Annotated in this window: 25 protein-coding genes; 14 read left to right on the top strand and 11 right to left on the bottom strand. The window is 61.0% G+C overall.

All coding sequences use genetic code 11. The annotated features are described in order from the left end of the window. The first annotated feature begins 29 nt into the window (after positions 1-29). The 5 genes from NQL71_RS28365 to NQL71_RS28385 all read left to right on the top strand — a co-directional run bounded on the left by NQL71_RS28365 (position 30) and on the right by NQL71_RS28385 (position 5,204). Positions 30-791 (top strand): gamma-glutamyl-gamma-aminobutyrate hydrolase family protein, encoded by a 762-nt coding sequence (locus NQL71_RS28365; protein WP_077182532.1) that lies wholly within the window; start codon positions 30-32, stop codon positions 789-791. Between the two features lie 326 nt (positions 792-1,117). Continuing rightward, positions 1,118-2,260, top strand: a complete 1,143-nt coding sequence (gene potA / locus NQL71_RS28370) for a polyamine ABC transporter ATP-binding protein (protein WP_046817228.1) — start codon at positions 1,118-1,120, stop codon at positions 2,258-2,260. Positions 2,261-2,289: 29 nt separating this feature from the next. Next, on the top strand, positions 2,290-3,171 hold the full coding sequence (locus NQL71_RS28375; protein ID WP_162837833.1) for an ABC transporter permease subunit: 882 nt from the start codon (positions 2,290-2,292) through the stop codon (positions 3,169-3,171). Further along, positions 3,168-4,052 carry an ABC transporter permease subunit gene (locus NQL71_RS28380; RefSeq protein WP_077182531.1) on the top strand — a complete coding sequence of 295 codons (885 nt, stop codon included), beginning with the start codon at positions 3,168-3,170 and terminating at the stop codon, positions 4,050-4,052. The genes NQL71_RS28375 and NQL71_RS28380 overlap by 4 nt, the downstream gene beginning before the upstream one ends. Before the next feature lie 54 nt (positions 4,053-4,106). Continuing rightward, positions 4,107-5,204 carry a polyamine ABC transporter substrate-binding protein gene (locus NQL71_RS28385; RefSeq protein ID WP_046817225.1) on the top strand — a complete coding sequence of 366 codons (1,098 nt, stop codon included), beginning with the start codon at positions 4,107-4,109 and terminating at the stop codon, positions 5,202-5,204. A gap of 233 nt (positions 5,205-5,437) precedes the next feature. On the opposite strand, the gene thpR is transcribed toward NQL71_RS28385, so the two are convergent. Further along, complete coding sequence (thpR, locus tag NQL71_RS28390; RefSeq protein ID WP_077182529.1) at positions 5,438-5,977, bottom strand: RNA 2',3'-cyclic phosphodiesterase; 540 nt, start codon at positions 5,975-5,977, stop codon at positions 5,438-5,440. Positions 5,978-6,051: 74 nt separating this feature from the next. Here thpR and NQL71_RS28395 point away from each other — a divergent pair, with 74 nt between their 5' ends. Continuing rightward, positions 6,052-6,246: a hypothetical protein gene (locus tag NQL71_RS28395; protein ID WP_046817223.1), complete on the top strand. Its 195-nt coding sequence runs from the start codon at positions 6,052-6,054 to the stop codon at positions 6,244-6,246. Positions 6,247-6,261: 15 nt separating this feature from the next. Here NQL71_RS28395 and NQL71_RS28400 read toward each other — a convergent pair whose 3' ends face one another. Together NQL71_RS28400 and NQL71_RS28405 are read right to left on the bottom strand one after the other, a co-directional pair. Then, positions 6,262-6,615 carry a DUF1428 domain-containing protein gene (locus tag NQL71_RS28400; protein ID WP_046817222.1) on the bottom strand — a complete coding sequence of 118 codons (354 nt, stop codon included), beginning with the start codon at positions 6,613-6,615 and terminating at the stop codon, positions 6,262-6,264. Between the two features lie 16 nt (positions 6,616-6,631). After that, positions 6,632-7,696, bottom strand: coding sequence for a hypothetical protein (locus NQL71_RS28405; RefSeq protein WP_046817221.1), 1,065 nt, complete (start codon positions 7,694-7,696; stop codon positions 6,632-6,634). 405 nt (positions 7,697-8,101) lie between these two features. Between NQL71_RS28405 and NQL71_RS28410 the strand changes: the two genes are divergently transcribed. Then, positions 8,102-8,362 carry a hypothetical protein gene (locus NQL71_RS28410; RefSeq protein ID WP_274643708.1) on the top strand — a complete coding sequence of 87 codons (261 nt, stop codon included), beginning with the start codon at positions 8,102-8,104 and terminating at the stop codon, positions 8,360-8,362. Here the strand turns inward: NQL71_RS28410 and NQL71_RS28415 are convergent. From NQL71_RS28415 to NQL71_RS28440, 6 genes are all read right to left on the bottom strand, one after another. Further along, the gene (locus NQL71_RS28415; RefSeq protein ID WP_046817250.1) at positions 8,334-9,281 is read right to left on the bottom strand and encodes an NAD-dependent epimerase/dehydratase family protein; all 948 of its coding nucleotides are present in this window, start codon (positions 9,279-9,281) and stop codon (positions 8,334-8,336) included. The genes NQL71_RS28410 and NQL71_RS28415 overlap by 29 nt on opposite strands. A 2-nt stretch (positions 9,282-9,283) precedes the next feature. After that, positions 9,284-10,408, bottom strand: coding sequence for an HlyD family secretion protein (locus NQL71_RS28420; protein ID WP_046817219.1), 1,125 nt, complete (start codon positions 10,406-10,408; stop codon positions 9,284-9,286). A gap of 6 nt (positions 10,409-10,414) precedes the next feature. Continuing rightward, the gene (locus NQL71_RS28425; protein ID WP_248687765.1) at positions 10,415-11,257 is read right to left on the bottom strand and encodes a hypothetical protein; all 843 of its coding nucleotides are present in this window, start codon (positions 11,255-11,257) and stop codon (positions 10,415-10,417) included. Position 11,258: 1 nt separating this feature from the next. Continuing rightward, positions 11,259-12,587, bottom strand: a complete 1,329-nt coding sequence (locus NQL71_RS28430) for a glycosyltransferase family 2 protein (RefSeq protein ID WP_077182526.1) — start codon at positions 12,585-12,587, stop codon at positions 11,259-11,261. After that, positions 12,584-13,981, bottom strand: a complete 1,398-nt coding sequence (locus NQL71_RS28435) for a TackOD1 domain-containing metal-binding protein (protein WP_274643709.1) — start codon at positions 13,979-13,981, stop codon at positions 12,584-12,586. Before NQL71_RS28435 ends, NQL71_RS28430 begins: the two co-directional genes overlap by 4 nt. Positions 13,982-14,476: 495 nt before the next feature. Then, positions 14,477-15,370 carry a LysR family transcriptional regulator gene (locus tag NQL71_RS28440; RefSeq protein ID WP_274643710.1) on the bottom strand — a complete coding sequence of 298 codons (894 nt, stop codon included), beginning with the start codon at positions 15,368-15,370 and terminating at the stop codon, positions 14,477-14,479. Between the two features lie 133 nt (positions 15,371-15,503). On the opposite strand from NQL71_RS28440, the gene NQL71_RS28445 reads away from it, so the two are divergent. After that, positions 15,504-16,766 (top strand): MFS transporter, encoded by a 1,263-nt coding sequence (locus NQL71_RS28445; RefSeq protein WP_274643711.1) that lies wholly within the window; start codon positions 15,504-15,506, stop codon positions 16,764-16,766. 6 nt (positions 16,767-16,772) lie between these two features. Here the strand turns inward: NQL71_RS28445 and NQL71_RS28450 are convergent, their stop codons facing one another. Then, entirely contained in the window at positions 16,773-17,222 is a 450-nt protein-coding gene (locus NQL71_RS28450) for a cupin domain-containing protein (RefSeq protein ID WP_046817213.1), read from the bottom strand. Positions 17,223-17,599: 377 nt separating this feature from the next. Between NQL71_RS28450 and NQL71_RS28455 the strand changes: the two genes are divergently transcribed. The 6 genes from NQL71_RS28455 to NQL71_RS28480 all read left to right on the top strand — a co-directional run bounded on the left by NQL71_RS28455 (position 17,600) and on the right by NQL71_RS28480 (position 24,029). Continuing rightward, positions 17,600-18,451, top strand: a complete 852-nt coding sequence (locus tag NQL71_RS28455) for a putative selenate ABC transporter substrate-binding protein (protein WP_046817212.1) — start codon at positions 17,600-17,602, stop codon at positions 18,449-18,451. Then, complete coding sequence (locus NQL71_RS28460; protein WP_046817211.1) at positions 18,448-19,245, top strand: phosphonate ABC transporter ATP-binding protein; 798 nt, start codon at positions 18,448-18,450, stop codon at positions 19,243-19,245. Before NQL71_RS28455 ends, NQL71_RS28460 begins: the two co-directional genes overlap by 4 nt. After that, positions 19,239-20,066: a phosphonate ABC transporter, permease protein PhnE gene (gene phnE, locus NQL71_RS28465; protein ID WP_046817210.1), complete on the top strand. Its 828-nt coding sequence runs from the start codon at positions 19,239-19,241 to the stop codon at positions 20,064-20,066. The genes NQL71_RS28460 and phnE (NQL71_RS28465) overlap by 7 nt, the downstream gene beginning before the upstream one ends. Beyond that, positions 20,063-20,830, top strand: coding sequence for a phosphonate ABC transporter, permease protein PhnE (gene phnE, locus NQL71_RS28470; protein ID WP_046817209.1), 768 nt, complete (start codon positions 20,063-20,065; stop codon positions 20,828-20,830). Before phnE (NQL71_RS28465) ends, phnE (NQL71_RS28470) begins: the two co-directional genes overlap by 4 nt. Before the next feature lie 644 nt (positions 20,831-21,474). Then, the gene (locus NQL71_RS28475; protein WP_077182523.1) at positions 21,475-22,605 is read left to right on the top strand and encodes a PAS domain-containing protein; all 1,131 of its coding nucleotides are present in this window, start codon (positions 21,475-21,477) and stop codon (positions 22,603-22,605) included. Next, entirely contained in the window at positions 22,602-24,029 is a 1,428-nt protein-coding gene (locus NQL71_RS28480) for a sigma-54 interaction domain-containing protein (protein ID WP_046817207.1), read from the top strand. The genes NQL71_RS28475 and NQL71_RS28480 overlap by 4 nt, the downstream gene beginning before the upstream one ends. Before the next feature lie 205 nt (positions 24,030-24,234). Here the strand turns inward: NQL71_RS28480 and NQL71_RS36910 are convergent. Continuing rightward, positions 24,235-24,422, bottom strand: a 188-nt coding sequence (locus tag NQL71_RS36910; protein WP_425520693.1) for a hypothetical protein, incomplete at its 5' end; no start/stop codon positions are given.

Genomic DNA, 24,422 nt, shown 5'->3' on the forward strand with positions numbered 1-24,422 from the left:
TTCAAGTGTGAAACTTCGAGGTGATAAAAATGGCATTCAAGCCATTGATCGGCGTTACTGCATGCGTCAAACAGATTGGCCTGCACCCCTACCATGTCAGCGGCGACAAGTATTTGCGTGCTGTCAGCGTTGCGGCATTGGGGCTACCTGTTGTCATTCCTTCCCTGGGCGAACTGACCGAAATCGAGGACCTGCTGCCGCAGCTCGATGGTCTGTTGCTGACCGGCTCGCCATCGAATGTGGAGCCCTTCCACTATCAAGGCCCCGACAGCGCTCCCGGCACGGAACACGATCCCCAGCGGGATCGCACCACCCTTCCCCTGATTCGCGCGGCCATCGCCGCGGGCGTTCCGGTGCTCGGCATCTGCCGCGGCTTCCAGGAGATGAACGTGGCGTTCGGTGGCAGCCTGCATCAGAAGGTCCATGAACTCCCCGGCTTCCTCGATCATCGCGAGGCCAACCATCCGGACCTGGCGGTGCAATACGCACCGGCACATGCCGTCGATGTGCAGCCAGGCGGTGTGTTCCAGGCGCTGGATCTGCCGCCGGTGTTCCAGGTCAATTCGATTCACAGCCAGGGCATCGACCGCCTCGCTCCCGGCCTGCGCGCCGAAGCGCTCGCGCCCGATGGCTTGATCGAAGCGGTCTCGGTGGAGAACAGCCAGGCGTTTGCCCTCGGCGTGCAATGGCACCCGGAATGGCAGGTGCTGGACAACCCGCCGTACCTGAAGATTTTCCAGGCGTTTGGCGATGCGTGCCGGCAACGGGCGGCGCTGCGTAATCCGCGCTGACGTCATGAACGATCAAATCATTTACTGCCCCCGTGGGTCTGGCGGGTGCGTTTGCGCGCATCCGTGACCCGCGACAACAACACACTGCAATAACAACAAGCACTACCAGGCAGCCAGGACGGCGGCGCCGAATAAGCCCGAGTGGAGTGCCCGTCAGGCACGCGCAATACCTTGTAGGAGCTGGCTTGCCAGCGAAGAGGCCTTTCGCTGGCAAGCCAGCTCCTACAGAGACCGCGTCCTGATTGGCGCCTTACTGCAAGGGTTTGCAATCAACTATTAAGTCAGGCCGCGTTGGCCCGACGACTGAAACCTGTTGGGAGTTTCACATGGCAAACGCCTCCAGCATCTACAGGAAGGCTCTTGAAGGTCACCAGGCACCGAAAAAGGTGTTGGTGAAAGTCGACCGCGTCACCAAGAAGTTCGACGAGACCACCGCAGTGGACGATGTGTCACTGGAGATCCACCAGGGCGAAATCTTTGCCCTGCTCGGTGGTTCCGGTTCCGGCAAATCGACGCTGCTGCGCATGCTCGCCGGCTTCGAACGCCCGACCGAAGGCCGGATTTTGCTCGACGGCGTCGACATCACCGACATGCCGCCCTACGAGCGGCCGATCAACATGATGTTCCAGTCCTACGCGCTGTTCCCGCACATGACGGTGGCGCAGAACATCGCCTTCGGCCTCAAGCAGGACCGTTTGCCCGCCGCGGAAATCGACGCCCGCGTGGAAGAGATGCTGCGCCTGGTGCACATGACCCAGTACGCCAAGCGCAAACCCCATCAGTTGTCCGGCGGCCAGCGCCAGCGTGTGGCGTTGGCCCGCTCCCTGGCCAAGCGTCCGAAGCTGCTGTTGCTCGACGAACCGATGGGTGCGCTGGATAAAAAGCTGCGCTCGCAAATGCAGCTGGAGCTGGTGGAAATCATCGAGCGCGTCGGCGTGACCTGCGTGATGGTGACCCACGACCAGGAAGAAGCCATGACCATGGCCCAGCGCATCGCGATCATGCACCTGGGCTGGATCGCCCAGATCGGCAGCCCGGTCGACATCTATGAAGCGCCGGTCAGCCGCATGGTCTGCGAGTTCATCGGCAACGTGAACGCCTTCGACGGCACCGTGGTGGAAGACCTGGAGGGCCACGCGATCATTCACAGCGCGGACCTGGAGCAGAAGATCTACGTTGGCCACGGCGTCAGTACGTCGGTGCAGGACAAGTCGATCACCTACGCCATCCGCCCGGAAAAACTGCTGGTCAGCACCACCAAGCCGGACACCCGCTACAACTGGTCCAGCGGCAAGGTGCATGACATTGCCTACCTCGGCGGGCACTCGGTGTTCTACGTCAAGCTGCCGGGCGGCAAGGTCGTGCAATCGTTCATGGCCAACGCCGAACGCCGTGGTGCGCGTCCGACCTGGGACGATCAGGTCTACGTGTGGTGGGAAGACGACAGCGGCGTGGTACTGCGCGCATGAGAACCTTCAATCAGCAATTGCTGCGCCTGGTGCCCAGCGGACGAAAACTGGTCATCGGCATTCCGTTCCTGTGGCTGTGCCTGTTCTTCCTGTTGCCGTTCTTCCTGGTGATGAAGATCAGCTTCTCGGAAGCGGCCCTGGCCATTCCGCCCTACTCGGAGATCTACACCTACGCCGAGCAGAAATTCAACCTGCTGCTCAACATCGGCAACTACACCTTGCTGGGCGAAGACGAGTTGTACCTGTCGGCTTACCTGGGTTCGTTGAAGGTCGCGCTGTTCAGCACAATGGCGTGCCTGGTGATCGGTTTCCCGATGGCCTATGCGATCACCAAGGCGAGCAAGGAAGCGCAAAACGTCCTGTTGCTGTTGATCATGATGCCGACCTGGACCGCGATCCTGATCCGCGTTTATGCCTGGATGGGAATCCTCAGCAACAATGGCTTGCTCAACGGCTTCCTGATGTGGACCGGCCTGACCTCGCACCCGATCGAGATCCTCAACACCAACACCGCCGTGTACATCGGCGTGGTGTATGCGTACCTGCCGTTCATGATCCTGCCGCTGTACGCCAACCTGGTGAAGCACGATCAGAGCTTGCTGGAAGCGGCGTCGGACCTGGGTTCGAGCGCCTTCAACAACTTCTGGAAAATCACCGTGCCGCTGGCCAAGAACGGCATCATTGCCGGCTGCATGCTGGTGTTCATTCCGGTGGTGGGTGAGTTCGTGATTCCTGAACTGCTCGGCGGTCCGGAGACCCTGATGATCGGCCGCGTGCTGTGGCAGGAGTTCTTCAACAACCGCGACTGGCCGGTGGCATCCGCCCTGGCGGTGGTGATGCTGTTGATCCTGATTGTGCCGATCCTGCTGTTCAACCGCAGTCAAGCCAAAGAGATGGAGGCACGGGGATGAAACGCTTCGGATTTTCAAAGTTCATGCTGATTTTCGGCCTGTCGTTTATCTACTTGCCGATGCTGATCCTGGTGATCTACTCGTTCAACGCCTCGAAGCTGGTGACGGTGTGGGGTGGCTGGTCGTTCAAGTGGTACGCCGGCCTGCTCGACAACTCGCAACTGATGGGCTCGGTGGTGCGCTCTCTGGAAATCGCCTGCTACACGGCGATTGCCGCCGTCGCATTGGGCACGCTGGCCGCGTTCGTGCTGACTCGCGTCACCCGCTTCAAGGGCCGCACGCTGTTCGGCGGCCTGGTGACCGCGCCGCTGGTGATGCCGGAAGTGATCACCGGCCTGTCGCTGTTGTTGCTGTTCGTGGCCATGGCGCAGTTGATCGGCTGGCCAATGGAGCGTGGCATCGTGACGATCTGGATCGCCCACACCACGTTTTGTGCCGCCTACGTTGCAGTGGTAGTCTCCGCCCGCCTTCGCGAGCTGGACCTGTCCATCGAGGAAGCGGCCATGGACCTGGGTGCGAAGCCATTCAAGGTGTTTTTCCTGATCACCATCCCGATGATCGCGCCATCCCTGGCAGCCGGCGGCATGATGTCGTTTGCCCTGTCGCTGGATGACCTGGTACTGGCGAGTTTCGTCTCGGGCCCGGGTTCCACCACCCTGCCGATGGAAGTGTTCTCGGCGGTGCGCCTGGGCGTGAAACCGGAAATCAACGCCGTGGCCAGCCTGATCCTGTTGGCTGTATCGATCGTGACCTTCATGGTCTGGTACTTCAGCCGCCGTGCCGAAGCCAACCGTAAACGCGCGATCCAGGAAGCCATGGACCAGACGGCGAGCGAATCCTGGCAGCAACCGAAAAAGCAAATGGTAGAAGCGACGGCCTAGTGCCGTCGCGTTTCACAGTCTTTGCGTTTGAATAAAAAGAATGGAGTTGTACCGATGAAAATGTTTGGCAGGACTCTGCTGACACTGTCCTTATTGGGCGCAATCGCCTCGGGCGCCCAGGCCAATGACAAGGTTCTGCGCGTCTATAACTGGTCGGATTACATTGCCCCGGATACGGTCAAGAAGTTCGAAGACGAGACCGGCATCCGTGTGACCTACGATGTGTTCGACAGCAACGAAACCCTGGAAGCCCGCCTGCTGGCGGGCAAGTCCGGCTACGACCTGGTCGTGCCGTCCAACAGCTTCCTGGCCAAGCAGATCAAGGCCGGGGTCTACCAGGAACTGGACAAGTCGAAGCTGCCGAACTGGAAGAACCTCAATCCGGTGCTGCTGAAAAACGCCTCCGCCAGCGACCCGGGCAACGCCCACGCCTTCCCGTACATGTGGGGTTCGATCGGGATCGGCTTCAACCCGCAGAAGGTCAAGGAAGTGCTCGGCGCCAACGCCCCGACCAACTCCTGGGACCTGCTGTTCAAACCGGAAAACGCCGAAAAGCTCAAAGCCTGCGGCATCAGTTTCCTCGATTCGCCCACCGAGATGATCCCGGCCGCCCTGCACTACCTGGGCTACCCGGTGAACGATCAGGACAAGGCGCACATCGCCGAAGCCGAAGCGCTGTTCATGAAAATCCGCCCGTCGGTGGCGTATTTCCATTCCTCCAAGTACATCTCGGACCTGGCCAACGGCAACATCTGCGTGGCCGTCGGTTACTCCGGCGACGTGCTGCAGGCCAAGGCCCGCGCCGAGGAAGCCGGGGACAAGGTGAAGATCGACTACAGCATCCCGAAGGAAGGCGCCGGCAGTTTCTACGACATGGTCGCCATCCCGCGCGATGCCGCCAACGTCGACAACGCCTACCAGTTCATGAACTTCCTGATGCGCCCGGACATCATCGCCGAGATCACCAACAACATCGGCTACAGCAATGCAAACTCGGCGGCGACGCCGTTGGTGGACGAGGCGATTCGCAACGAACCGGGTTCGTACCCGCCCGAAGCGGTGATGGCGACCTTGTATGCCGTACCTGACCAGCCGATTGCGGTGCAGCGGATCATGACCCGGGGTTGGACCAAGGTGAAACTCGGCAAATAATCCCACTGCTGATCGTTCCCACGCTCTGCGTGGGAATGCCTCAACGGACGCTCCGCGTTCGGCTCTAGAAAGGGACGCGGAGCGTCCCGGGATGCATTCCCACGCAGAGCGTGGGAACGATCATCGCTGGCCCCTTTTATATTCATGCAGCGCCTTACCACCGCTGCATCCCTCACCTGGCTCCTCGGTTAAGGTGAAGTTTGGCGCCCTCGGGCGCCTTTTTTTGTTTTGGCTCAGGCACCGCCCAACGGCCATTCGGCCAACGCCCGATAGCGACCCTTATGCGACTCGAACAAGGTGAAGCGATCAGCCCGCAGGATGAATTCCGCCGGTGTGGCGGACTCCGGCACCGGCGCCCGATAGTCACGCGCCAGGGTCAAATGCGGGCGAAATTCCCGGGGCGCATCTTCCAGGCCGAACGGCAAAAGGGCTTGCTCCAGGTCATACACCAGCCGCAACAACGCCGGCGACGCCTGCTCGGGCGCCAGCACCAGGGCCCCTGCCCTGCGCCAGACATCCAGGCGATCCAGCTCCACCGTCAGGCGTTCCCCCGGCGTGCGCACCGACGCGGCAGCGCTGCAGAGGTCGGCAATCTGCGCGATCTCCACCGCCCCGAGAAACTTCAGGGTCAGGTGAAAATTCTCCACCGGCACCGGACGCCCGCTGCGCAGGTGCAAGGCGCCGCGCCATTGGCCGATGGCCTTACGCAGCGCGGGCGCGCAGTCCAAGGCGAAAAACAGCCGTTTGAACGGTTCGTGGGTATCGTCATTCATGCCTGGTCTCTCGTTTCTGGCGTCTGCCGGCATGCAAGTTATAGTTGATGCAAGCGAATCAACCGGAGGGGAGTATGCGCCAGATCCTCAGCAAGGAACCTTGGTGGGCCGCGCCGCCTCAGCCCGGCCAGGACGAAATGGAGCTGGAATGGGGCTGGCTGGTGCATTACAGCGAAGGCGAGCCGCGTTTCGAGTTCATCCGCGAGCGACCGAGCGATCTCGAAATCCGTAACCGCAAGAGTTGCCGGATCACCCCGACAGCGGAGTGATCCGACGATGTCGGCTCAAGCCTGCACGATCATTTCAAACCCGCCGAAAATCATCCTTTGACCATCGAACGGCATGGGATTGACGTCCGGTTGTACCCGCGGATCGGTCATCAGTTTCGCCATCCCGGCATCACGGGTGGCCTTGTCCGGCCAGACGATCCAGGAAAACACCACGGTTTCATCCTCCTTGAGTTTTACCGCCATGGGAAACGAGGTCACCTTGCCGTCCGGGACGTCGTCGCCCCAGCACTCGGCGAGGCTGAGCGCGCCGTTCTCGATGAAAATGGCGGCGGCCATTTGGGCGTGCTGCCTGAATTTTTCGCGGTTGGCGGTGGGTACGGCAATGACAAAGCCATCGACATAAGACATGAGCGTTCTCCTTGGGTCATGGGTTGAGCTGCTGGTTAGTCGACTGGGTCGGGCTCCAATCGACAGCCCCGCCGTCCGGACCGACCGACGGTTGGGCGCTCTGCGCCAGGCTCCCTTCGATCTGCGAGGCCATGTACAAGGTGCTCGCCATGACACCGGTCGTCGGGTTCTGCAGCAGCTTCGTCCAGGCCTTGTCGAACGTGTTGCCCAGGCTGCTGCGAATCAACGCTTCGCTGTCTGGCCGGTCGTTGGCCTGGATGATCGCCCGAACGCCCGCTACGCCGACGGAGATCAGCGCACCGGCAAGTTTCCCGGCTGCCGCCGCTACCGCACTGGCCGCCCCGCGCGGGGCCATCTCGGCCTCAATGCGTTGACTGGCGCGCTTGGCCACCGGCGCCATGGCGGTGTCGGTGGAGCCCACGCCCTTGTCGCCACCGGCCTTGTGGACCTTGTCGACCAGCGCGGCGTAGGCCGGCAACGTCGCCAACTGTTCAGTGTGCACAACCTGGAACAGCGAGGCGTCCCTGGCGGGTGGCGGTCCGAGGGCAATCGCGGGGATTTTCCGGACGCGGCCATTGAGCTGGGCCATTGGCACGCCATGGCGCTGGGAGATCTTCTGCAGTTCTTCCTTGACAATGTCCACGTAGAACGCCGCTGCCAGGGTGAGAATCGCATCCGGGTCGACCTCGAGCGCCGCCGGGGCCAGCACTTTTTCCTGGTACTTATCCAGCAGGTAGGCCGCCAGGCGTTTTGCCGTCGCATCCTGTTCGCCCTGGGAACTGATGGAGTACCAACTGACTTTCATCGACAGCCATTCCTGGGTCCAATAACTGCTGAACCAGGGTATGAAGTTTTCTTCGGTCAGCTGATAGACGCGGGTGCGCCAGTAATCCATGGCCCCGCGCGCGTAGATCTTTGCCTGATCGGTGGCCGATTGCGATGCTGCAATGATCTCTCGGTCCACTTGCTGCCAGGTGCTCGGGGAAATCATGACCTGGGGCACTTCCACCGGGGCAGGCGGGGCCGTGACGCATCCCGCCAACACCACCAGCACGGCGACGATCAGCGAACGCAGGTTCAAGATCGCGGTTTCCTGAAAAGTACGCCGAACGGGAGGTCCGGCGTTCATTAGCCCCTGGTTTGAGTATAGGTGGCGGCCGTTGTCCGCTCAGAATCGATAGTGACCTTGAGGCCGCCTTCGCGAGCAAGCCCGCTCCCACAGACCCATACCCCTGTGGGAGCGGGCTTGCTCGCGAAGGGGCCATCGAGAACATCTACAGGATCCGACCATCACTCCCATCGATATTCACCATCGCCACGATTGCCTTCCGCCCACCGACCGTCAGCGTAGGATCAACGCCAACCCCACACCAAACCCTGTAGCGGAGGGTCCAACCATGCTGATCCATCTCCTGACCTGCCTGGCCCTGACGGCCTTCACGTTGAGCGCATTCGGCTGGTACCTTCTTTCCGAGGAGCGCACGTCATGATCTACCACGTCACCCTGGCCGTGAGCTTCCCGGTGTTCGGTAACAACTACTACTCGCAACCCTTCGAGTCTCGTAAAGTATTGACCCTGATGTTCGACAAAAAATTCGAAGCGCTGCTGATTCCGGCAGCCGGCCATCACTTCAGCAACGAAGTGGTCGGGCTCAACGATCAGTTCCGCTTTCTCAACGATGTGCTGGCCGAGCATTTGTCGGCGACCGAAGCCGCCTCTAGCGCCCGCCGGCATCGATACTTCTGAGAAGCTGACCCAGGCCCTCGGCAAAACAGGTCGGCTTGCCCAGGGCAAAATTCGCCAGCAAACGACTGTTTTCCGCACGCGAATGCCTGATGTCACCCGATCGCGGCACATCATAGGTCAGCGCCAGCGGCCATCCCAGCAGTTCGCTCAGCATCGTCGCCAGATCGTTGACGCTGGTGGAGCGGTTAAACCCGACATTGACCGGTTCCATACGCGGCTTGGCTTCAGTGACCGCCTGCACCAGGATCTTGACCAGGTCATCGACATAGACGAAATCCCGTGTTTGCTCTCCATCACCGTAGACCGTGATGGGGAGTTTTTTTTGTGCCCGCTCGCTGAAAATACTGATGACACCTGAGTACGGCGACGAGGGATCCTGGCGCGGCCCATAAATATTGAAAAAGCGCAGGATGACCGGTTCCAGTCCGTGCTGGCGTCGGTAGAAATCCAGGAAATGTTCGCTGGCCAGCTTGTCGGCGGCATAAGGCGTCAGTGGATTTTTCGGCGTGTCTTCGCTGATCGCAGTGCCTTCGCCATTGTTGCCGTAGATCGCCGCACTGGAGGCGTAGACGACTCGCCTTACACCCGCCTGGCGCATGGCTTCACAAATATTCAGGGTACCGATGAAGTTGCTTTGGTGAGTGGCGATCGGGTCGTCGACCGAGGCCTGCACCGACGCCACCGCCGCCAGATGGACCACGGCGGTGCAGTCCTTCATCGCCCGGGCGACTGTCGACGCATCGGCGACGTCCCCCACTACCAGCGTCAGATGGCAGCGATCAATGGGCAGGTTGGACAATTTGCCAGTGGAAAGATCGTCCAGGACCCGAACGCTGTAACCGTGTTCGAGCAGGGCTTCGACAAGGTGCGAGCCGATGAAACCGGCGCCGCCGGTGACCAGGATTCGCTCAGCAGTCATCATTATTGAGCCTCCGATACGCGGGTGTTGGGGTTGGGATTGCGATCCATTGCGATCAGCTCCCCTAATTGATCGATGAACTCACGGCTGTCACTGAGCAATCCTTGCCAGTCCGTGGGAAAGCGAACATTCAACGGCAATTGATCGATGCGCCAGCGCGGCGGCAGCGGATGATCAAACCGGGCGGCGACCTGCAAGCCCATTTCGCTGGCAGCGAACGGCCCGCGCAACACTGTCGGCGTACGCCCGGCGCTGTCGACTGCCTGGACCACATGGGCGCTCAACCACTCACCATCCGGCATGCGCACCCGCAGCGGCTGGCCAATGGCGGCGTAGCTGATGTTCAGCGGTTCCAGGTAAATCCACAGCAGCGGGTCTTCCAGTCGCTCTATGCGCATCAGCAACGTACCGGCGCCGACGTTTTCGCCGGGGTTGACCAAGACCTCGGCAATCCGGCCGCTTTGCGCGGCGTTGATCGGCAGCGCAGCCAGGCGGGTTTTCAGCCACTGTTGTTCGGCCTGCTGTTGAATGACATCGCGCTCGACGCTTAGCGGCGCCTGGTTGGCCAGTTGTTCACGGCGCTCGAACGCCAGCAGATCCGCCCTGAAACTGTCGAGCTCGGACTTCGCCGACAGTACCTCGCCAGGCGACACCGCCCCTCTGGCAACCAGACTTTCAAGCACCCCCACCCGCTCCTGCGCCCTGCCGATGCGGGTCTTGAGCAACTGCCGTTCGCTGCCACCCAACCTGGTATCGCGCGCAGGTCGGGTTTGGGTCGGCATGGCCGACAGTTGCGATAACCGGGCGCGCCATTCCGGGTTGTCGAGATTGACCAAGGGCTGGTCGGTCCGGACCTGATCACCGGCTTTGACGAACAATTGCTCGACACGCCCGGTATCCCGGGCGCGCACCTCGAGAATCGGCAGGCGCAACTGAGCCGGCGCGTCGATCATCAACATGCCGTAGGCCAGCTTGGCCCCCAGCCAGATCAACGGGCTGGCGACCAACAACAGGATCAAATACCAGCGCACGCGGAAGGCCATGCGTTTGCCCGGCGCGTAGAGCACGGTCAAACCCTGTTCCTGAGTTGGACTCAACTCTTTACGACTATCGAAACGAATCTTCATGACGGCTCACCGTTTTGGAAAGTCTCGCCAGGCTTGCCAGTCAATGCCGGCAATCCCCAGGGGTTGCAGTTGTTCACGCCAGGCATTGCTCTGGTGTTGCAACTGCGCGGTCGACGCGCCGGCCCAGGACTCCGTGGCATCCAGTTGTGGCTCCGTGCTTTGGGCGAGGCGAAACTGCAGATCGGGCCAGCGCTGGGCGATCTGCTCTGCCATTCGTGCGCTGTTTTTCGGGTTGCGGGTATAAATCATCAGGCTGACCTGACGCACACCCGCGTCGGGAAGCCCGCATGGCACACAGGTGTGTCCGGGCTTGGCGGCAGCGAACCAGCGATGATGGCTGGAAATCTCGACTGGCCATGGGCTCTCTCGGGAAGCCACGCGCAAGGTCTCGAGCAAATCCTGCAAACGCTGGTCAGGCACCGGCACGCCCAGTTGCTCGACCTCCAGGTCGAGGTGCAGGCTGGTGAATGAAAGCCCTTTGAATTTGTCCAGCAGGTCAGTCAGTTGATGGCGTTCCTGTGGCTTCAACCACTCTGGATCGCCCAGCAAAAGGCTCACTTGTATGCCTTCGCCAGGCGCGTCCTGCAGCAATTGCGCCAGGCGTTGGCGCGTGGTGGCGAAGTCCTTGATCTGTGCGCCCGTAAGGCCAAGGTAGATCTTGTCCATCCCGGCCTTGCGCAGTGCCGTCAGTTCAACCGCCCGCTGCCCGGGATCGAGCAACGCCTCGCTGTCCCACACATAGCTGGCCTGGGACCACTTTTGCGCTTGCGCCGCTTGAAGCGTCATGGGGTGTACCGTCAGCATCACAGGGGACATCCACAGCGTCACGACCAGCAATAGCGAGCGCATATCAGAACCTCGTGGCGCGCTTGAGCACCCACCAGGGTGCCATCGAGCTTTCTTCATGGCCGCGACGGAAGATCTCATTAAGCATGGCCACGACGCTCCAGCACCGCAGCAGGAGCATGAACAGCGGGAAGAAAGGCACCAGCAACCCCAGCACCATGTCCTGTCGTGGCCGGTCGGACACCATCACCAACATGGCGATGAACATCAGCAGGGTGATCGTCAGGTACAGCACATAGATCAGCGCAAACAGAAACAACAGCGTCTTGCCCGGCAGGATGAACAAGGCCAGCAAGGTGTAGATGAAGATGACGAACGGCAGCACCAACTGAAAGAAGAAGCCTGTGAGCAGGATCATCAGGAACGTGCGCCAGCCCAGTAAATGGGGGCTGATGTTGCGGTTGTGCTTTCTGATGTAGAGAAAAAACAGGTCGCCGTCCCAACGCAAGCGCTGCATCAGGAACTGGCTGAGCGTCGCCGGTGCATCGGTGTGCCCTACCGCTTCGGGCTCGAATGGAATCCTCAGGTCATGCCGCTTGAAGTAGCTCTTGATGCGCAACGTCAGGTCCAGGTCTTCAGCGGTGTGAGTGTTCCAGCCACCGATTTTCACCAGGAAACTGCGGCGGAACGCGCCAAAGGCGCCGGAGACGTTATTGACCAGGTTCCATTCGGCCAGGCCGATCTTCGACATGTGGATCGACAGCAGATACTCCAGCGCCTGCATGGCTGTCACCCACGAGCCCCAGACATTGCGCACCCGCAGGCTACCGGCGACCGCAGGTACGGCGGGGTCCTCGAAATGCCGCACGATGGAGGCAACCATGTTGTTGTCGAAGGAGGTATCGCCATCGAGCGCCATCACGATTTCACCGCCGGCCAGCGACAAGCCGGCGTTCAGGGACGACACCCTGCCGCCCCTCTGCCATTTGGCGATCGGTCGTAAATGTCGCTTGGGGTATAACTGCGGGTCCACGTTGAAACTGCGAACGGCGCTGAGCGTCGCCTGGTTTACCGTGGCGCCGTCCACCACCGGAATCATCTCGATGTGGCCGTCATAGGTCTGTTCGCACAGGCTCAACAGCGTGGTCTGAACGTCCATGCCTTCGCTGTAGCAGGTAATGATGCAAGAGACCTTCGGCCGATAGACGCTGATCTTCGGCACACTGGTACGTCGACGGGTGAACCAGCGCAATACGCCCAGCATCACCATGATCATCATCGGTAATTCAAACATCAGGAACGCCGGAAAAAGCATGTAGAACAGTCGGCTCATTCCATCCGGCCCGGCGAGCGCACTGAGTGCGTCCAAGAGTTGCTCGAGGAAAGGGCTCATGGCGTATCACCCAGCTCACCGGCCATGCGCGCCAGTAACAGTTCGCCATCTTCCTGATCAAGTAGATCCTGGGGTGCGGTGATGCTGATGACGCGCAAGGTAATGTCGCTGACCTCCGGCGCCGAGAACAGTTCGGCGATTCGGCCCAGGCGCTGCTTGACGATATCCAGCCCCTTCTCGTCGGTATGGGGCAGCATGATCCAGAAGAACTCTTCGGTACTGCGAGAGCAGCGATCCGTTTCCCTGACGGACTCCTTCAAGCGATCGGCGACGCTATCGATGAAGGCATGCCCGCGTTGTTCACCCAGGTGCGACAACGTACCGGCCAGGTTGACGAAGCGCAGACCGATCAGGGAAAACTCAGGCACCGGATGGCGGCGCACAATCTGCATTTGCCAAGTCAGCAGATCATAGAAATCCTTGCCACCCAGCAGATTGAGCTTGCCGAAATGCTGTGCCGACTTTTCACTGAATTCCTGGCGGCAACGGAAACGCCCGGCCTCGGACAGGCGGAAATCCCTGACTTCGCGTATGCGCAACTTGTCCGGCGTGTGTGACAGGCCGCAATCCAGGCAGCGCGCCTGCACCTCGGCGTCGACGAAAAACGCCTGGCATGAGCGACAGCGATAGTTCTCCATCGGACGGTCGTAATCGCTGCCAATGTGACGCAGCCGATTCAGGCAGTTGGGGCACAGCAACACCCCGTCCTTGAGAAATGACTCCTGCGCTCCGACATGCCCACAGGTAAAGCAGTGCAAGGAAGGTTGCCGAGCAATGTCCATCGACTGGCATTCGGTGCACACATCAATGTAATTGAGCCGCCCCGAACCACAATCGGAACACAGGCGGACGCGGTCGATCAGGACCCCCTCTTCCAGCCAGTCCTGTTGCACCATCAGGCTGAGCCATACAAACGCGTTGACCTGCTCGCTATCTGCCAGGGCGTCCAGCAGTGGATAGCGATAGTGCTGAGGCACCTCCGGATCGCGCAGGGCAACCACCTGGGCACCGTCGCGCAACCACAGCCAGGACAGCACCCGACTTTCGAAGCGTTCCGGTGCGGAGCCATGACTGAACAGCCCGAAGCGTTCCTGCCACACGCCCCAGAGCCTTTTTATTTCGCCGGTTTCCACAGGACACGCGCCATCGCCCAAGGCTTCGCACCAGCCATCCTGATCCCGGCAGCAGTAAATGAGCGTGTAGCGGTAAGGGGGAAGCGAGCGCAATTTTCGAAGGACTTTCCCGGCGTACACGGCTGGCATGTCCAGCAGCACCACATCAAATGCATCGGCAGCCAGCAAGCTGCCCAGATCGGTAAAGTGCTCAAGCTCTGGAAGGTTCAGGCTCGGAACTCTATTACCGAATATCGCAACCCGAGGATTTAAAGTTGGCATGACGCACGTCCTCTACAAACAGACAAGTGCGGGTTAATTGGAGGTGGAACACTAGCATCACATTTGTGAAACGTGTGGATTATTATGAAGTTATTTTTTGACAAGCCCAGCGTCAAAAATTCTTCACCACTCGTCGCCAAATCCTGCTGTTACTTTCACGCACAGGAAATCACGGAAGAAGTATTAATAATTATCTATTATTCATAGAGTTACACCGCTCTTATAATAACAAGACTTATTAATTCCCAGTAAATAACTAAGCGCTAAAATTGATAGCCCTTGGCCATCCGCGAGCAACTGAGAGCCCTTATCAAATACTTGATTAAATGAACTGGATCCATATTGCCACGCCGTACAGCATACGAAACTATAAATTCAATTTTTTTTATATCAGTCCGACCAACGCTTATAATCAAACAAACGCCGACGCAGAATAGTTTCAATAATGAGACGGCCACTATTTTAACATCAACTAAATAAATAACCGGGTTAATATTAAAAAGGAACGCAAACATCCCTTAGGCAACTACGCAACCATCGATGTACTGGATCGGCATCCAGTCGAGGATGCCAGATCATCGCCAGGGTAAATTCCGGGAGCGAAAATGGCAGCACGAAGCTGTGCATGCCGGACCTAAGATTGGCGGTATGCCGCTCGGGCACGGTGGCGATCAGGTCGCTCGCCCTGGCCAGCGCCAGTGCGGTCGAGAAACCGCCGACCTCGGTTGCGATGTTCCGCTGCAAACCGAGCGCCCCCAAGGCTTCGTCAATCGGCCCCTTGTCCGTCCCCCTCCGTGAAACGCTGATGTGAGCGTGCGCGACAAAGCGCTCGGGCGATAGCTTGCCGTCGCACAGTGGATGCTCCGCGCGCACCACACCGACCCATCGATCGCGGAACAAGCCTTGGGTACGCAGTTCCGGGCTCGCGGTATTGGCTACCACGCCGGTTTCCAGATCGACCGAGCCGTCGCGCAATGCCGTGCTGTCCTTGTCGATTTTGGGCAAGAAGCGCAGGCGTATGCCCGGCGCCTGTTCGGCGACGCGGGCGATCAGTGCGGCACCGAAGTTTTCGACAAAACCTTCGCTGCTACGCAAGGTGAAAGTGCGCGACACCCGCAGGAGGTTGGGTTGCTCGGCCGGGCGTAGCACCGCTTCAGCGTCCTGCACCAGCTGCGCGACCCGCTCACGCAACTCCAGCGCCCGCGGCGTAGGCACCAGGCCCCGGCCGGCCCTGACCAGCAGCGGATCGCCCGTGGTCTCGCGCAACCGCGCCAGCGCCCTGCTCATCGCCGAGGGGCTCAGGCGCAGGCGTTTGGCGGCCCGGGCGACACTGCCTTCCGCCAGTAGCACATCGAGGGTGATCAACAGGTTGAGATCGGGAGTGGACATGCGTGGCCCCAGGGTCGGTTGATATGGCGTTGTATGCACGTAATAAGTGCAAACCGTGCGCCTTCCGCCATGTTAGGCCCCGGCGTAGATTTCGGGTAGCTCCGATCGGGAGTGGCCAGAACAGGGGAATACCATGAATAACGAACCCGCAGTCGCGGCAATAGCTCAACCCACACGCTCGGTGAAAGGCGCGCTGGCCAGCCTGTCGTTGGCGATGTTGTTGTCGTCCCTCGGTACCAGCATCGCCAATGTCGGCCTGCCTTCTTTGGCTCAGGCATTCAGCGCATCCTTTCAACAGGTGCAGTGGGTGGTCATCGCCTACCTGCTGGCCATCACCCTCTCGATTGTCAGCGTCGGTCGCCTCGGTGACCTTGTCGGTCGGCGCCGCCTGCTGCTGTCCGGCATTGGCTTGTTCACCCTGGCGTCAGCGTTGTGCGGCCTGGCGCCCAATCTTGACCTGCTGATCGCGGCCAGAGCGCTACAAGGCCTGGGCGCAGCGGTAATGATGGCGCTGACCCTGGCGTTCGTCGGCGATACGGTGGCCAAGGACAAATCCGGTGGCGCCATGGGGCTGCTGGGGAGCATGTCCGCCATGGGCACCGCGACAGGCCCGGCGCTCGGCGGTGTGCTGATCGGCGGGTTCGGCTGGCGCTGGATTTTCTTTATCAGCGTGCCCCTGGGCGTACTGACCTGGCTGTTCGCGCAACGCTACCTGCCCGAGGATCGCCCGCGGCAAACCGGGCGTACGGGTTTCGATTCGCTGGGCACGGTGTTACTGGCCCTGTTGCGCAATAGCCGACTCAGCGGCAGCCTGGCCATGAGCCTGCTGGTGACCACCGTGATGATGGCGACGTTGCTGGTCGGGCCGTTCTACTTGGCGCAGACGCTGCGGTTGACGGCGGTGGCGATTGGCCTGGTGCTGTCGGTCGGGCCGCTGGTCGCCGCGCTGACCGGTGTGCCCGCCGGGCGCCTGGTCGATCGTTGCGGGGCCCCTGGCATGACCCTCGCCGGGCTCCTGGGCATGGCGCTTGGCTGCTGCCTGTTGTCAGTGCTGCCCGAAACGCTGGGCGTCGGCGGCTACCTCGCGTCCATGGTCGTTATCACCTTGGGGTATGCGCTGTTCCAGACTGCCAACAACACCGCCGTGATGCTCGGCGTGCTGCCCGAACAACGCGGTGTGGTGTCCGGCCTGCTCAACCTGTCGCGTAACCTGGGCCTGGTCACCGGGGCCTCGGCGATGGGCGCCGTGTTTGCCCTGGCCTCCAAGGCGGTCGATATCGGCACCGCGCAGCCGCAGGCCATTGCCAGCGGCATGCGCACGACCTTCCTGGTCGCGCTGGGGCTGATCGTCGTCGCCTGCCTGATCGCGTGGCGCAGGCAGGCAGAGTCGCAGTAAGGGCGCTTACTGCTCCAGCACCACCAGCGGCGTGTCTTTCTTGACGATGTAGGTCGCCAGTTCCGACCCCTTGCCCTGGCCGATGTTTTTGGCCACATGGGCGGTGCCTGCCGGAATGTACAGGGAGTCACCGGCCTTGAGCGTCACGGCCGGTTGCCCTTCGAGTTGATATTCGAACGTACCCTCGATGACGTAGGCCACCTCTACGCCGGGGTGCGAATGTTTCGGCGACACCACGCCCGCATCGAAGTCCACGCGCACCTGAATGACTTCGCGCCCGGCGACATCGAGGTCGCGGCGCACCAGGTCGGTACGCGAAAGGCCGGCCTGCCAGTTTTTCGCCGGCGGCTGGCCTGACTCCTGAGCCTGGGCAAGGCCGGTGAAAGCGCCGAGAGTCGCGGTGATCAGGGCAACGCCGAGCAGGCCTGCCGCATGGCGGGTAGGGATTCGGGACATGGTGATTCTCCAGTGAGCGCAAGGTAAAAGCCGTTGTGCGGCCGTTGCATTACGCGCTCGCCATGTATCGCCTGCGTGTCCCGCCACCCCGGCTTTTGTATGCCAACGTAGCTGGATGAAGGGTGGATACGTTGCGATACGCATTCACCCCGAGCTCCTTGCGGATGATCGGGCGAACCCGACTCTTCGTATCCACCGAACGGTGACGTAACGTCGCCCCCCCGCCGAATAATGAATCAACGGCAGGACATGAGCGCGACAAAGCCACGGCAACGCTTATAATCGCCGCACGTCGTCTACCCTCAAAAAGCGCCTGACCGTTATCCATGCGGGTCCGGCGCTGGCAAATACTTGCGCTAATGAACCGGAGAACTTTCATGCTCAAACGCACCCTGGCATTGGCTGTCGGCTTGTCCCTGTGTTTTACCACCCTGCTGGCACAGGCCGCCGACGTCCTCAAGGTCAGCGCCATTCCCGATGAAGCCCCCACCGAACTGCTGCGCAAGTTCCAGCCCCTGGGCACTTATCTGGAACAGCAGTTGGGCATGAAGGTCGAGTTCGTGCCGGTGAGTGACTACCCGGCCGTGGTCGAGGCACTGGCCACCGATCGGATCGACATGGCCTGGCTCGGCGGGTTCACCTTCGTCCAGGCGCGGCTGAAAACCGGCAATGCCATTCCCCTGGTGCAGCGTGAACAGGATGCGCAGTTCACCAGCAAGTTCATCACCGCCGACCCGAACGTCAAATCCCTCGCCGACCTCAAGGGCAAGACCTTTGCCTTCGGCTCGGTGTCTTCGACCTCCGGCAGCCTGATGCCGCGTTATTTCATGCTGCAGGACGGCATCAAGCCGGAAACTTTCTTCAGTCGCGTGGGCTACTCCGGCGCCCATGACGCCACCGTGGCCTGGGTCCAGGCGGGCAAGGTCGATGCCGGTGTGCTGAACGCCAGCGTCTGGGAAAAACTGGTCAAGGCCGGCAAGGTCGACACCGACAAGGTCAAGGTCTTCGCCACCACGCCGGCTTACTACGACTACAACTGGACCGTGCGCGGCACCCTCGACCCGGCGCTGGCGGCGAAGATCAAGGCCGCGTTCCTCGCGCTCGATCCGGCGAACCCCGAGCAGAAAGCCATCCTCGACTTGCAGGCAGCCAGTCGTTTCATCGAGACCAAGCCTGAGAACTACAAGGGCATCGAGGAAGCCGCACGCGCCGCCGACCTGCTCAAATGACATTGCACCTGACCCGGGTCAGCCTCAGCCACGCCAATGGCGTACAGGCGCTGCGTAGCCTGGACCTGCACATCGAAGCCGGTGAACAGGTCGCCATCATCGGCCCGTCCGGCGCGGGCAAGTCGAGCCTGCTCCACGTACTCGCCACCGGCCTGAAACCGAGTAGCGGCGAGCTGCAATTGCTTGGCGAAAATGCCTGGCAGTTGTCTGCCCGCCAGCGTCAGCACCTGCGTGCACGCATCGGCCTGGTTCATCAGTCGCCTCCCTTGCCACCGCGTCAGCGGGTGGTCACGGCGGTGCTGGCCGGAAAGCTCGGCCAGTGGGGATTGGGCAAAAGCTTGCTGAACCTGCTGCATCCACTGGATATTGCGGGAGCACGCGCGGCGTTGGCCCGGCTGGACCTGGGCGATAAATTATTCGCCCAGTGCCAACAGCTGTCCGGCGGACAACTGCAGCGGGTCGGCATTGCCCGGGTGTTGTACCAGGCGCCCGAGGTATTGCTGGCCGACGAGCCCGTATCGGCGATGGACCCGGTCCTGGCTGCGCACACACTTTGCGTCCTGTGCCGCCATGCACGCAAGCACGACGTCACCCTGGTCGCCAGCCTGCACGCGGTGGAGCTGGCCCTGGCGCATTTTTCGCGGATCATCGGCTTGCGTGACGGGCAGATCCTGTTCGACCTTGCGCCCGATGCAGTCGATCGCGAGTTGCTCGACAGACTCTACGCCAACGAACAGCTGCAATCGCCAGCGATTGCCGTGACGCCCTTGGCTGTGCAGATCCCCCGATGCTGAGGCGCGATACCCGAGACCCGGCCACCCGCCCTCGCCTGTTGCTCAGCCTGCTGGCGATCGCCCTGTTGTGGCCTGGCATTCATTTCAGTGAACTGGACCTGGGCGTGCTCCTGGCCAGTGACAGCCAGAGTGAAATAGGCCGCTTCGTCTCCGCTTTCTGGCCCCCTGCCCATGACCGGACGTTCCTCGAACTGCTGTGGCAAGCCACCTTGCAGACCCTGGCCATCGCCACGGCCGGAATGGCACTCGCGTTACTGCTGGCTGTCCCTGCCAGCCTGCTCGCCAGCCGCGCACTCTCGCTGTCCGCCGCTTACCGGGCCGGGCAACCGGGTTACTGGGGCCAGTTGCTGCGCTGGCCGGTGCGCAGTGTGCTGATCTTCCTGCGCAGCGTTCCGGAAATCGTATGGGCCTTGCTGTTCGTGCGCGCCGTCGGGTTAGGCCCGACGGCAGGAGTGCTGGCGATTGCCATCACTTACAGCGGCATGCTGGGCAAGGTCTACGCGGAAATATTCGAGTCGGTTGACCAGCGCCCCGCCCACGCCTTGCTGCAAACCGGCAGCGGTCGGCTGGCGGCGTTCAGTTATGGAATATTGCCCAACGTTGCACCGGAGCTGATTTCGTACACGGTGTACCGCTGGGAATGCGCGATTCGCGCCTCGGTGGTGATGGGCTTCGTCGGCGCCGGTGGGCTCGGCCAGCAGATGGATTTGTCACTGCGCATGTTCGCCGGCGGTGAAGTGGCCAGCCTGCTGCTGACGTTTCTTGTTCTGGTGTTGTTCGCCGACCAGCTCAGTCGCCTGCTGCGTGGGAGGCTGGCATGAATCGCCTGATCAACCTGCTGCTGGTTGGCGGTATCGGCGCGGCGGTGATCGCTTCGTTCATCTACCTGGGTATTGATCTGGGCGAACTGGGTGACAGCGGCAACCTGGCACAGATGGGCGCCTACGCACAGCGTTTCCTGAGCCCGGACCTGAGCGCCGCGCATCTGCAAGCCATTGGTCATGGCGCTGTGGAAACCCTTGCCATGTCGGCCCTCGGCACCTTGCTTGCCGCCGTGCTCGGTTTGCTGCTGGCATTGCCCGCAGCCGGACGCTTCGGCTGGACGCTGCAAAATATTTCCCGCCTGGTGCTCAATGCCCTGCGCGCGATTCCAGAACTGGTGTGGGCCGCGCTGATGGTGCTGGCCGCCGGGCTCGGCCCGAACGCCGGCACCCTGGCACTGGCACTGCATACCACCGGCGTGCTTGGTCGGTTGTTCGCCGAAGCACTGGAAAACACCCCGCCGGAACCGGCCGACGCCATCCGGCTGCAAGGCGGTAACGCCGTGTGGGCGTTCTGCTACGGCACCCTGCCCAATCTCGTGCCGCAACTGTTGGCCTACATTCTGTACCGCTGGGAGAACAACATCCGCATGGCCAGCGTGCTGGGTTTCGTCGGTGCCGGCGGCCTGGGTCAAATGCTCTATGTCAGCCTCAGCCTGTTTCAGGAAGCGCAAGCCAGCACGGTCATTCTGGCGATGCTGGTGTTGGTGTTTGCCGTCGATACGCTGAGCAGCTGGAGTCGCCAGCGTTGGGTGAAGGCCTGAGATCGCGCCAATGGCAATCAGGCAGACAAACAAATGCCCCGAAGTCGGGGCATTTGATCTTGGCTAGCTGCATATGTTCAGCTGCACAAGGCAGGCTTCAAAGAGCCAAGTAGGTGGCCAGCGCTGGTCTCTGGCTTACGAGGTTTATCAGGACTCTCACAGCAACAGCAATAAGCGCTGTCCTGCTTCACACGGCATAAGGGCTGGATCTCAGCGCGGAGATCTTTCTAACCGTGTACCCTTCGGAGCGCGCCCCACGCGTCCTCGCTATCCGCTTGCGCATCAGTCTGCGTTTTCACCTACAACTTCAGATTAGCAAAACGCCCAGGGCGTGGCCTGGAATTTTTAGATCGATTTGGTCCTGTAGGTGCTGGCTTGATGGCGAAGGTGATCTGACGGACGCCTTCGCTGCGCTGCGGCGACCCGACAAGCCAGCTCCTTACAACGTTCTGCGCACGACCATCGATCTCATCCAACGAGCTGTGTATTTGCCGATTATGCTGCAATAACGCAGCACTTGTTCAAAACGGCCTTGGGCAAGGCCACTGTTCACTGGCGTTTGAGTTGGCATGCGATATGCCCCTACCAAACTGCCCTGGCCCTGTGTGCCCAGGTCCCATTAGCCGAATCGAGCCGATCCACGCATGGATATCCTGAATTTGCTGGTCAACAAAGCCCAGCCCCTGACCAGTACCGTCGGCGCCGACGGACAACTGCTCAGCTTGTCGTCCAGCCTGAGCGACCAATTGGGCTATGCGCCCGAAGAACTGCTCAATCAACGGATCGAACGGGTATTGAGCGTCGAGTCGCTACGCACGGTGCAGGCACTGTTTGCCAACCCGCCCGCCGATGAACTGATCCACAGCCTCGAACTGACCCTGATTCGCCACAACGGTGGGCTGCTGCATGTGATTGCCAACGGTGTGCTGGAGTGGCGAAACGTACAGCCGGCACGCCTGCACCTGTTGAAAATTCCCCTCGGTACGCTGGGGCACCGGCTGCGCGAAATGCACAACGCCAATGAAGTGATGAGCCAGATGCTGCAGAGCGCCAAGGTCGCCTACTGGTGCATCGAATTCGCCGAGGCAGTGGACATCAACCATGCCCCGGATGAGATCGTGCGCCAGGTGTTCGAAAACGACTCCCACTGGCGCCTGTGCAATCGTGCCATGGCCGAGGTGTATGAGATGCCGTCGGATGTCGACTTCAACCAGCAACCGGTGCGCCTGTACTGGCCGCGTAGCCCGGCCAACGAAGAGTTTGTGCGGCGCCTGATCGAATCCGGGTTTCACGTCGACGGCGCACTGTCGGTGGATCGTCGCCACGATGGCTCGCCGGCCTACGTGGAAAACGACGTCAGGGCCACCATCGTCAATGGCCAACTGTTGCGCATGTGGGGCAGCATTCGTGATGTCAGCCAGGAGTTGCGCATGCAGCACGATGCCGAGCAACGCATCGATGCCTTGCGCCGAGTCTTCGACGCCGTGCCCGACGCGGTGCTGGTGATTGATGAGCACCAGCAACCACAATGGCGCAACGCAGCCTTCGAAGACACTTTCGGCATCACCCATGGCGCCGGCATCGCCCGTTTGCTGTTGGACACTGCCTTACCCGAACGTACCTGGCACAACCTGCCCCTGCCGGACCTGAACGGGCGCGACCTGAACTTCAACGTGCATTGCTCGCGCATCCTGATTCGTGAAGGCGTGGCCTGGCGCGTGGCGGTGTTTCGTGAAAGCCAGGGCATTCGTACCCCCCAAGAGTTGCACCCATGAAAGACTCCAACCTGCCACCCACCTTGCAGATGGGCATGCGCTCTTCGGTCAATGTCAGCAGCGAAGTGCTGGGCGCCTTGCTGGAAACGCCCGCCTTGCATGCCTTGCTCGACAGCTTCAGCGAAGCGCTGATCATCACCGACGGTGAAGGCCGGCTGCGTTTCATCAACCTGGCCGCCGAGCGCGTCAACCGGCTGTCGAAACAGCAGGCCGTGGGCTTGTCGGAGAGTGATTTTTTCCAGCGGTCGGCGTTGAACTACGACGACTTCCTGGCGGCGCTGAACCGCGGTGGCAACAGTGCGTTGACCCGTTCCCGGGAAGGCCGGGTGCTACTCAGCAGCACCCACGCGATCCCCACCGGCGCCTACGAAAAACCGTTCAGGATGCTCACCCAGAAAGACTTCGACGCCAGCCAGCCGCAGCGCCGCGCATCGCTCAACACCCGGCCGCTGGAGCCACAAGGCCTGCGCGATCCCCAAGACAATGCCCTGCACCTTTCGCCGCAGCTGTCGAGCATCGCCGACACCGGTGTGCGTGCTTTCCGCCGGCGTGCGCGCCTGTTGTTGCTGGGTGAGCCGGGGGTCGGCAAGACCGCCATCGCCCGGCACATCCATCGGGCGGCCGGTTGGGGCGATCGGCCGTTCATCCACGTCAATTGCGGGAGCATCCCGGAAAGCCTGTTCGAGTCCGAGATGTTCGGCTACGAGCGCGGCGCCTTTACCGGTGCGCTGCAGGGCGGCAAGCAGGGCTATATCGAAGCGGCGTCGGGCGGCACCTTGTTCCTCGACGAGATCGGTGAGATCCCGCTGCATGTACAAGCCAAGCTGCTGAAATTTCTCGAAGACAGCACCATCCAATCGGTCGGCTCGCCCCTGAGCAAAACCGTGCAGGTCCAGGTCATCGCCGCCACCAACAAGGACTTGCGTCACCTGGTGGACATGGGTGAGTTTCGCGCCGACCTTTACTACCGTCTCGCTGTGCTGCCGGTGGAGATACCGCCGCTGCGCCAGCACCGCGATGACTTGCCGTTCCTCATCGACATCCTGCTCAGCCGTATCAATGGCGATCGCGTACCGTCCCTGAGCCTGTCCGCCGGCGTTCGCAAGCGCCTGATGAGCTATGACTTCCCCGGCAACATTCGCGAGCTGGTGAACATTTTCGAACGTTTGGCCGTGCTCGCCGACGATGAAGCGCAGGAGCATCATTTGCCGGCTGAACTTCTGGAACCGGTGCGCGCCCGGGCCACCTCGGTCGTGCAGGATCAAGCACCGCAAGAATCGGAGCAGAACCTCAAGCTGCAGGTTCAGCATTTCGAACGCCAGGTCATCCTCCGCGCCGTGCACCTGTGCGGGAGCAAGCGCAAGGCTGCGCAGCATCTGGGCATTGATATCGGCACGCTGATTCGCAAGTTGCAGCGCGATTGATTGCAGGGTGCGGGCGTGGCGACCCTGTTTTTTTGGCGTACATATCCATTCCTGCGGTAACGGCCACTTATGGTTTCGCTTTTACAGCGAGTCACTTGGAAAAGCCCCAAGTAACCAACCGCTCTTGCCCCTGGCGTTCGGTGCCTCGCGCCGGCCTCTCGAGGTGGCAAGAAAATCAAAAGCCAAAGCGAGGCGGCCGGAATAATTAGGCCAGTTCAGCTTGCCGGCGATGATCGTCAACAATGACGCTGGGAGCCTGACACACCGCGGTGCTCTCAGGTTTTTCGCGAGCAGGCTCGCTCCCACAGGTATTAGCTTGGCTCTGGCTCTGGCTCTGGCTCTGGCTTTGCTTTGGCTTTGGCTTTGGCTTTGGCTTTTGCTCTTGATCTACCC

The sequence above is a fragment of the Pseudomonas serbica genome (assembly GCF_028823535.1).
In the GTDB taxonomy this organism is placed as follows: Bacteria; Pseudomonadota; Gammaproteobacteria; order Pseudomonadales; family Pseudomonadaceae; genus Aquipseudomonas; species Aquipseudomonas serbica.

What these genes read in the sequence shown, in the direction of transcription:
- NQL71_RS28365 (WP_077182532.1), top strand. Translation starts at nt 30, where the DNA reads ATGGCATTCAAGCCATTGATCGGCGTTACTGCATGCGTCAAACAGATT.
- potA (WP_046817228.1), top strand. Translation starts at nt 1,118, where the DNA reads ATGGCAAACGCCTCCAGCATCTACAGGAAGGCTCTTGAAGGTCACCAG.
- NQL71_RS28380 (WP_077182531.1), top strand. Translation starts at nt 3,168, where the DNA reads ATGAAACGCTTCGGATTTTCAAAGTTCATGCTGATTTTCGGCCTGTCG.
- NQL71_RS28385 (WP_046817225.1), top strand. Translation starts at nt 4,107, where the DNA reads ATGAAAATGTTTGGCAGGACTCTGCTGACACTGTCCTTATTGGGCGCA.
- thpR (WP_077182529.1), bottom strand. Translation starts at nt 5,977, where the DNA reads ATGAATGACGATACCCACGAACCGTTCAAACGGCTGTTTTTCGCCTTG.
- NQL71_RS28395 (WP_046817223.1), top strand. Translation starts at nt 6,052, where the DNA reads ATGCGCCAGATCCTCAGCAAGGAACCTTGGTGGGCCGCGCCGCCTCAG.
- NQL71_RS28400 (WP_046817222.1), bottom strand. Translation starts at nt 6,615, where the DNA reads ATGTCTTATGTCGATGGCTTTGTCATTGCCGTACCCACCGCCAACCGC.
- NQL71_RS28410 (WP_274643708.1), top strand. Translation starts at nt 8,102, where the DNA reads ATGATCTACCACGTCACCCTGGCCGTGAGCTTCCCGGTGTTCGGTAAC.
- NQL71_RS28415 (WP_046817250.1), bottom strand. Translation starts at nt 9,281, where the DNA reads ATGACTGCTGAGCGAATCCTGGTCACCGGCGGCGCCGGTTTCATCGGC.
- NQL71_RS28420 (WP_046817219.1), bottom strand. Translation starts at nt 10,408, where the DNA reads ATGAAGATTCGTTTCGATAGTCGTAAAGAGTTGAGTCCAACTCAGGAA.
- NQL71_RS28425 (WP_248687765.1), bottom strand. Translation starts at nt 11,257, where the DNA reads ATGCGCTCGCTATTGCTGGTCGTGACGCTGTGGATGTCCCCTGTGATG.
- NQL71_RS28430 (WP_077182526.1), bottom strand. Translation starts at nt 12,587, where the DNA reads ATGAGCCCTTTCCTCGAGCAACTCTTGGACGCACTCAGTGCGCTCGCC.
- NQL71_RS28435 (WP_274643709.1), bottom strand. Translation starts at nt 13,981, where the DNA reads ATGCCAACTTTAAATCCTCGGGTTGCGATATTCGGTAATAGAGTTCCG.
- NQL71_RS28440 (WP_274643710.1), bottom strand. Translation starts at nt 15,370, where the DNA reads ATGTCCACTCCCGATCTCAACCTGTTGATCACCCTCGATGTGCTACTG.
- NQL71_RS28445 (WP_274643711.1), top strand. Translation starts at nt 15,504, where the DNA reads ATGAATAACGAACCCGCAGTCGCGGCAATAGCTCAACCCACACGCTCG.
- NQL71_RS28450 (WP_046817213.1), bottom strand. Translation starts at nt 17,222, where the DNA reads ATGTCCCGAATCCCTACCCGCCATGCGGCAGGCCTGCTCGGCGTTGCC.
- NQL71_RS28455 (WP_046817212.1), top strand. Translation starts at nt 17,600, where the DNA reads ATGCTCAAACGCACCCTGGCATTGGCTGTCGGCTTGTCCCTGTGTTTT.
- NQL71_RS28460 (WP_046817211.1), top strand. Translation starts at nt 18,448, where the DNA reads ATGACATTGCACCTGACCCGGGTCAGCCTCAGCCACGCCAATGGCGTA.
- phnE (WP_046817210.1), top strand. Translation starts at nt 19,239, where the DNA reads ATGCTGAGGCGCGATACCCGAGACCCGGCCACCCGCCCTCGCCTGTTG.
- phnE (WP_046817209.1), top strand. Translation starts at nt 20,063, where the DNA reads ATGAATCGCCTGATCAACCTGCTGCTGGTTGGCGGTATCGGCGCGGCG.
- NQL71_RS28475 (WP_077182523.1), top strand. Translation starts at nt 21,475, where the DNA reads ATGGATATCCTGAATTTGCTGGTCAACAAAGCCCAGCCCCTGACCAGT.
- NQL71_RS28480 (WP_046817207.1), top strand. Translation starts at nt 22,602, where the DNA reads ATGAAAGACTCCAACCTGCCACCCACCTTGCAGATGGGCATGCGCTCT.